This is a genomic window from Tenacibaculum ovolyticum DSM 18103, from assembly GCF_000430545.1.
Lineage (GTDB): Bacteria > Bacteroidota > Bacteroidia > Flavobacteriales > Flavobacteriaceae > Polaribacter > Polaribacter ovolyticus.
Genome location: NZ_AUMF01000031.1, coordinates 1 through 9213, shown reverse-complemented (window position 1 = coordinate 9213; position 9213 = coordinate 1). Strand labels below are relative to the sequence as shown.

The 9213-nt window shown below is 34.1% G+C and carries 4 protein-coding genes; all 4 read right to left on the bottom strand.

Annotation, left to right across the window (positions count from 1 at the left end; all coding sequences use genetic code 11):
- The coding region (locus H518_RS0109930; protein WP_155995198.1) for a S8 family serine peptidase at positions 1–2072 on the bottom strand (2072 nt) is incomplete at its 3' end.
- Between the two features lie 202 nt (positions 2073–2274).
- Positions 2275–5655, bottom strand: coding sequence for a GEVED domain-containing protein (locus H518_RS0109925; RefSeq protein WP_028888911.1), 3381 nt, complete (start codon positions 5653–5655; stop codon positions 2275–2277).
- 208 nt (positions 5656–5863) lie between these two features.
- Positions 5864–7861 carry a GEVED domain-containing protein gene (locus H518_RS20515; RefSeq protein WP_051263732.1) on the bottom strand — a complete coding sequence of 666 codons (1998 nt, stop codon included), beginning with the start codon at positions 7859–7861 and terminating at the stop codon, positions 5864–5866.
- Between the two features lie 260 nt (positions 7862–8121).
- The coding region (locus tag H518_RS0109915; RefSeq protein ID WP_028888910.1) for a GEVED domain-containing protein at positions 8122–9213 on the bottom strand (1092 nt) is incomplete at its 5' end.

The following is a 9213-nucleotide window of genomic DNA, read 5'->3' as shown; positions in this document are numbered from 1 at the left end:
GTTAAATCAGTAGACATTGAAGTGTAATCTGAATAACCGTTTCCTCCTGTTGATGTATTACTTATTGTTCCTAAAACTACTTTTTGAATGTATTCGTCATTTACACTTGCCCCTTTTGAAGCACAATAACTAATAGTTACCGCTGGTGTAGTAAAGTTTACTGATGCACTATAAGATGAATTTCCTGATGAACACTTACTTCGTACTTGTACTTCGTATTGTGTTGATGCTGATAAACCACTTAAAGCTTTTGTTGTTGTTGAAACTGCACTTGTTGTCCAAGATGAAGCCGAAACTGCTTTATATCTTACATCGTAAGTTGCTCCTGAAACTGCTGACCAGTTTACCGAAGCTCCTGTTGATGTTACTCCTGTTGTTGAAACACCTGTTGGTACAGTTGCATTACAAACTACTGATGTACCTGTTAAACCTGTTACAATTAAACTGTAATTTTGACTTCCTCCCGTTAAACTTCCTTTGTGCGTTACTGTAATAGTATATGTTCCTGAAGCATTTGCTACATCAACTCTTTCAAAAGGATCTACATTATTATCTCTTTTTGTGTTGGTTGTTGCTCCTGTTAATTCATATGGCAAAAATGTTGTTCCTGATTTAGATACTCTTATATCTAAATCATTTACCAATACTGGTGTCGTAGAATTTACTGTTGTGTTTGCTGTACCAGGTCTATCTGTCCAAGAAATAGAAGCTAATAACGGATTTGTTCCATCAGAATCAACAGTAATTGTATATGTTTGACCTGATGTTAATGTTAACTCTTCAATTTTAGATTGATTTCCATTATTTGTAATTGCTTCTGCAGCTCTTTTTGTATGCAATAATCCCCAACCAAAAACAGCGTCTGGTCCAGATGCTCCTGCATCATCTGCCGTATGAAGTGCTAATCCTTTTAAGGTAGCTGCTTTCATAAAACTACCGCTATTTAAGTTTTTATGATGTTGTTGTAATAAAATTAAAGACCCTGCAACATTTGGTGATGCCATTGAAGTACCTGTAATTGAATTATAAGCCGTATCACTACTTTCATAAGTAGAATACACTCCAGTACCATTACCTGTAATATCTGGTTTTATTCTAAAATCATCAGTTGGCCCTTCACTACTTGAACTATTAATAGATACAGAAACTAAATTTCCACTAGCATCAACATTAGCATCTTGCGCATTTGCAACTACTAAATTGTTTTTTGAAACAGAATGCCCTGTTAACTTATCGAAACCAGAACCTCCAGTTGGATTGTTATTTGCTGTATTATCATTTCCATCGTTACCTGCAGCAACCACCATTAAATAATTTGGCGCATTAAACATTATTTCATCCCATGCACGAGACTCTGTTATATATCCTCCAAAATAATGTTGAGGCAATTGTACCTGACCCTGTTGATTTCTAGTTGCATAACCATACGAATGATTAGAAATTAACATACCATTAGAGGCTGCTGATGTTGCTTCAGTTTTATCGTTATTCCAATCATAACCAACCGCTTTAGAGTGAGGTGCCATACCTTTCGCATTTGCTTTTACACCTGAAGATATTATAGTTCCTGCAACGTGAGCCGCATGAAAATGTCTTGCTGTAGTACCATCACCAATAGAGAAACGGTTATTTCCTCCTGCTCCATCATATTCTTGGTGCGTAGTTCTTGCTAAACCTCCATCCCAAACATGAGCAGTCATACCTTGCCCCATTAAGTTTAATCCTAATGATCCTCCTGAATTTAAATGATTTGTTCTTGTAGATTTTGCTGCTGCAACATTAAAAGTAGTGTAATAAATAGGTTTTCCGTTTACAACTCTTTGTAACTCTACTAAACTACCTTCTTTCGTTGTAAATTTAGTTTTCCAACCTTTCTGTTTAGCTATTCGTATAGCTTGATCTTTCTCTGTTTTGGCAACTCTTTCAAAGTTTCCTTTAATTTCTTGAAGTTTAGTCAAATTGTATTTACTACGAATTTGCGCTACTTCGTTTTTGTCTTGAGCTTGTGTTTGATAGTTTAATCCTAAGACAACACTTGCCAATACAAGACTTTTTAAGTACTTGTTTTTCATTTTTGAAGGGTATAAATTAGTTAATTTAAATAAACGATGTTTTTATTAAAAATAATATTAATATTTTATCATTTACCCCGCAAATATATAAAAAAAACAAGAAATTCATAATTAAACAACAAAATCAATGGTTTTTTCACAAAAAAAACCTCTAACAAACCCAGTTAGTTACTGGGATTAGCAGAGGTTAAAAAAATATTTTTTACTTCTTTAAAAATCTAGTTGTCAACACTTTTCCATCACTGCCAACTTCTAAAATATACATTCCTTTATTTAAGTTAGATACATCAATACTAGACAAATCTAAATGACCTGACTGCACAATACTTCCGATTACACTTATAATCTTATAAGTCATTTCAGTTGACTGAGATGCCAATTTAACTTGTATAAAATCTACTGATGGGTTAGGATATACTATTAAGTCTAAATTTTCTTGACTATCAATATTTTCTCCTGGTACAACCGTTGGCATTGCATTTATCGCTGCTGCTGCTATAATAATCGTATAATCTTCTACTTCTCCATCCCCAAAGCTTTCACAAGAAGTTGATGCTGCATTGTATTTCATTGAAACACGCATTCTCGTTTGTCCTATACTTGCATCTGATGGAATCACAATATCTGTTATTCTATTTTCTGCACTTGATGAGTTACCTACAGCAATTTGTTCACCTGCATCTGTAAAATCTCCATCTTGGTTATAATCTATCCAAACTGTAAAGTGCTCGTTGTAAGCCGCCCCTGAAAATCCTGCACTTAACACTAATTGATTGGTACTTCCCAATACTACTACTGCAACTTTTGAGGTAAAATCTCCGTAGCCATCATTTGCTGCTGTTGTATTAGTCATTCCTCCGAATGCTACATAATCAATCCACTCATAAGTAACTCTTGTTCCTTTTGATGTACAATAAGAAACCGCGTTTGATAAGGTTGTTACATTTACGATATTACTTGACGATGATACATTTCCTGCTGCATCTTTTGCTTTTACTGAAAAAGTATAACCTGTTGCGGCAGTTAATCCTGTAACATTCATTGTAGTATTAGCCGTAGATCCTATTTTTGTTGCTCCTTGATAAACATCATATTCAGTTACTGCTACATTATCTGTAGATGCTGACCAATTTAATATTAAGGTAGTTTGTGTTACACTTGTTGCTGAAGCATTACTTGGTGCACTCGGTGCTGTAGTGTCAACCTCTGCTGATTGTATATTCACTGTATAATCCTCTACTTCTCCATAAGAAAAAAGTGTTTCACATGCCTTTGGCGTTGCATTGTATTTTAACACAACACGCATTCTTGTTACTCCACTAGTCGCTGAAGACGGCACTGTAAATGTTCCACTTACCGGCGTTGTTGTTGATTTTGACTTCACCCAAACTGTTTCATCTGCATCTGAAAAATCTCCATCTTGATTATAATCAATCCAAACTCCATACCCTTCACTATAAATTGTTCCTGTCCATTTTGGCGTAATTGTTATTGTGTTTGATGATCCTTTTGTTAAATCAGTAGAAATTGATGTGTAATCTGAATAACCGTTTCCTCCCGTTGATGTATTACTTATTGTTCCTAAAACTACTTTTTGAATGTATTCATCATTTACACTTGCTCCTTTTGAAGCACAATAACTAATAGTTACAGCTGGTGTAGTAAAGTTTACTGATGCACTATAAGATGAGTTTCCTGATGAACATTTACTTCGTACTTGTACTTCGTATTGTGTTAATGCTGATAAACCACTTAAAGCTTTTGTTGTTGTTGAAACTACACTTGTTATCCAAGATGAAGCCGAAACTGCTTTATATCTTACATCGTAAGTTGCTCCTGAAACTGCTAACCAATTTACCAAAGCGCCTGTTGATGTTACTCCTGTTGTTGAAATACCAGTTGGTACAGTTGCATTACAAACTACTGGTGTACTTGTTAAACCTGTTACAATTAAACTGTAATTTTGACTTCCTCCCGTTAAACTTCCTTTGTGTGTTACTGTAATAGTATACGTTCCTGAAGCATTTGCTACATCAACTCTTTCAAAAGGATCTACATTATTATCTCTTTTTGTATTGGTTGTTGCTCCTGTTAATTCATATGGCAAAAATGTTGTTCCTGATTTAGATACCCTTATATCTAAATCATTTACCAATACTGGTGTCGTAGAATTTACTGTTGTAACCGATACCCCTGGTCTATCCGTCCAAGAAATAGAAGCTAATAACGGACTTGTTCCATCAGAATCAACAGTAACTGTATATGTTTGACCTGATATTAATGTTAACTCCTCAATTTTAGATTGATTTCCATTATTTGTAATTACTTCCGCAGCTCTTTTTGTATGCAATAATCCCCAACCAAAAACAGCGTCTGGTCCAGATGCTCCTGCATCATCAGCAGTATGTAGCGCCAATCCTTTTAAAGTAGCTGCCTTCATAAAACTACCATTATTTAAGTTTTTATGATGTTGTTGTAATAAAATTAAAGATCCTGCAACGTTTGGTGATGCCATTGAGGTACCTGTAATTGAATTATAAGCCGTATCACTACTTGCATAAGTAGAATATACACTCGAGCCATTACCTGTAATATCTGGTTTTATTCTAAAATCATCTGTTGGTCCTTCACTACTACTTCCTGCAATAGAAACAGAGATTAAGTTCCCATTAGCATCAACATTAGCATCTTGCGCATTTGCAACTACTAAATTGTTTTTTGAAACAGAATGCCCTGTTAACTTATCGAAACCAGAACCTCCTGTCGGATTTGTATTTGCCGTATTATCATTTCCATCGTTTCCTGCAGCAACTACCATTAAAAAATTTGGTGCATTAAATAAAATCTCATCCCATGCTCTAGACTGATCTATATACCCTCCAAAATAATGTTGAGGCAATTGTACCTGACCTTGTTGGTTTCTAGTTGCATAACCATACGAATGATTTGAGATTAACATTCCGTTTGCTGCTGCTGTTGTAGCCTCTGTTTTATCATTATTCCAATCATAACCAATGGCTTTTCCATATGGAGCCATTCCTTTTGCATTAGCGTCAATACCTGAAGATATTATAGTACCCGTTACGTGAGCTGAATGGTAATGTTTAACTGTTGTACCGTCTCCAATGGAAAAACGATTATTTCCTCCTGCTCCATCATATTCCTGGTGCGTAATTCTTGCCAAACCTCCATCCCAAACATGAGCCGTCATACCTTGTCCCATTAAGTTTAATCCTAATGATCCTCCTGAATTTAAATGATTTGTTCTTGTAGATTTTGACGCTGAAACATTAAAAGTAGTGTAATAAATAGGTTTTCCATTTACAACTCTTTGCAATTCTACTAAACCACCTTCTTTCGTTGTAAATTTAGTTTTCCAACCTTTCTTTTTAGCTATTTTTACAGCTTGTTCTTTTTCTGTTTTGGTAACTCTTTCAAAGTTTCCTTTAATTTTTTGAAGTTTAGTTAAGTTGTAGTTACTACGAATTTGCGCTACTTCTCTTTTGTCTTGAGCTTGTGTTTGAAAGTTTGATCCCAAAATAACACTTGCTAGTACAAGACTTTTTAAATACTTGTATTTCATTCTGGAGGGAGTTAAGTTAGTTAATCATAACAATAATGTGTTTTTCGTAAAAAAAACACACTTACCTTATTATATACTTCTCTAATATAGCTAAAAATCAACAAATTAGCAACAAATAATTAAAATCAATGTATTTACCACAAAAAAACTCGTTAAACCCAGTAGCACACTGAGATTAACGAGTTTAAAAACAATTTATTTTTTTGTATTACTTTTTTAACAACTTGGTTTTCAACATCTTTTGACCATCATTAACTTCTAAAATATACATTCCTGTATTTAAATTAGATACATTTATACTATAAGAATCTAAATAACCTGATTGTATAATTCTTCCAATTACATTTACAATCCTATAAGATACCTTAGTTAATTTAGATGCTAACTTAACTTGTATAAAATCTACTGATGGATTAGGATATGCCACTAAGTCTAAACTTTCTTGATTTTTAATAGCTTCTCCTAATACAGTTGTTATTCTTGTATTTACGGTTGCTGCTATTATATTAACAGTATAATCTTCCACTTCTCCATCACCTAAATTAGCTTCACAAGAGGTAGATGCTGCATCGTACTTCATTGAAACACGCATTCTTGTTTGTCCTATAATTGCGTTTGATGGAATTACAATATCTGCAACTCTGTTTGCTGCATTTGATGAGTTACCTGTAGTAACTTGCTCTCCTGCATCTGTAAAATCTCCATCTTGGTTATAATCAATCCAAACTGTAAAGTGTTCGTTATATGCTGTTCCTGAAAATCCTGCACTTAAAACTAATTGATTCGTACTTCCTAGTGCTACCTCAGCTACTTTTGAGGTAAAGTCTCCATAGCCATCATTTGCTACTGTTGTATTGGTCATTCCTCCGAATGCTACATAATCAATCCACTCATGAGTAACTCTACCACCTTTTGAAGCACAATAAGAAACTGCATTTGATAAGGTTGTTACATTTACTGAAGCGCTATAGTTTGAATTTACTGACGAATACCTACCACGAACTTGAACTTGGTATTGTGTAGAAGCAGATAACCCACTTAATGTTACAGATGTAGTTGATGAAGAATTAGTTACCCATGAACTAGCTCCTACTTTACGGTATCTAACATCGTAAGTTGCTTCTGAAACCGCTGTCCAACTTACTATTGCTCCTGTTGCAGAAACTCCACTTATTGAAACTCCTGTTGGCACTACTGCATTAAAAATACTCCCACTACCAAACTTATCAGATAAAGCTAAGCTACGTCTAGAACCACCTGCTTCTAACACAGCACGCATTCTATTTTTTTGTCCTAATGTAAATAAGTTCATACATGCATCATCTGAATAATCCATATAATTTTGAACCATATCTTCAGAACCACAAGAAATATGTCCAGTACTACATCCATAATTAGCTGCATCAGATTCTGGTGTATCTGATACAAAATCATCATAACCACATGGTCCATCTCCCCATATGTGACGTAAATTTAAATAATGTCCTATTTCGTGTGTAGTCGTTCTTCCTAAATTAAAAGAAGGATTAAGTGTACCTGTAGAACCAAAAGCATCATGAATCATTACTAAACCATCAGTTGCTGCTGCTCCACCTGGAAATTGAGCAAATCCTAAAGTACTTCCATCTCCGTTAGGACCAGTAGAAGTCATCTTAGGAACAATCCACATATTTAAATATTCAGAAGTATTCCATGGGTTTACTCCTCCAGTCGCAGAACTTTTCATGGCATTATTTGCTTTAAACTTAGTTCCCCAATCTGAACTACTAACTAATTTTCTAGTAATTGCTGTTGTTGAATTCCCATTAGGATCAATTTTTGCCATAGCAAACTCAATTTGAACATCAGCTCCTTGTGACCATTTATTAGTTTTATCAGTGTTTTTTCTTCTAAAATCTTTATTTAAAACATCAATTTGAGAAAGAATTTGAGCATCACTAATATTATTTGTAGAGTTAGTATACAATACATGTACTACTACTGGAATTGTTATAATTGATCCAGAAATTTTTCTCTTAGTACTCCTATTCTCTTTTATTTTGCTTTGGGTAAATCTTTCAATTTCATCCATTCGTTTTTGTAATGTAGGATCTTGTCTTTTTCTATTTTCCAGATCTTCCATTGTATGGCATGTTCTTTTTTGTTGAGCATAAGTAGCTCCTGCAAAAAAGAAGCACATTAATAACAAAGTAATCTTTTGTTTCATTATTAGAAGGGTTTTAAGTTAAATTTTAATGCAAAAAAACAATTGTTTTACGTTAAAAAAATTGAACTAGTTCAATAAATACACTTAAAGCTGTTTTATATTATTTTTTACTTAATGTAATTCTAGAATATATTTAATTAAAGGTTTCAACTTATTACATTTTTAAATGATTAAAAATTTATGACTTACTCGTATACAGAAAGAAGCCCTAGAGATTAATCTCTAGGGCTTCTTAAAAAACAGATTTATTTAATATAAACCTACTTCTTTAAAAGTTTCGTTGTCAATACTTTTTGACCATCATTAACTTCTAAAATATACATTCCTGTATTTAATTTAGATACATTTATACTTGAAGAATATAAATGACCAGACTGCACAACGCTTCCAGTTACATTTACAATCTTATAAGTCATATTAGTTGATTTAGACGCCAACTTAACTTGTACGAAATCTACTGATGGGTTAGGATATGCCATTAAAGCTATACTGTTTTGATTTTTAATAGTTTCTCCCGATACAATTGTTGTTCTTGTATTTGCAGTTGCTCCTGTTATATTAACTGTATAATCTTCTACTTCTCCATCTCCTAAATTAGCTTCACAAGAAGTCGATGCTGCATTGTACTTCATTGAAACACGCATTCTTGTTTGCCCTAAAGTTGCTGTTGATGGAATTACAATATCTGCAATTCTGTTTGCTGCACTTGATGAGTTACCTGTAGTAACTTGCTCTCCTGCATCTGTAAAATCTCCATCTTGGTTATAATCAATCCAAACTGTAAAGTGTTCGTTATATGCTGTTCCTGAAAATCCTGCACTTAAAACTAATTGATTGGTACTTCCTAATGCTACCGTAGCTACTTTTGAAGTGAAATCTCCATATCCTCCATTTGCCGCTGTTGTATTAGTCATTCCTCCGAATGCTACATAATCGATCCACTCGTAAGTAACTCTACTTCCTTTTGATGCACAGTAAGAAACTGCGTTTGATAAGGTTGTTACATTTACCGTATTACTTGACGATGATACATTTCCTGCTGCATCTTTTGCTTTTACTGAAAAAGCATAACCTGTTGCTGCTGTTAATCCTGTAACATTCGTTGTTGTATTAGCCGTAGACCCTATTTTTGTTGCTCCTTGATAAACATCATATTCAGTTACCGCTACATTATCTGTAGACGCTGACCAACTTAATGTTAAAGTAGTTTGTGTTACGCTTGACGCTGAAGCACTACTTGGTGCACTTGGTGCAGTCGTATCTGCTTGTGATGATCCTATTACAACTGTATAATCTTCTACCTCTCCGTATTGAATAGATGCTTCACAGGCTGTTGGTGTTGCATTGTATTT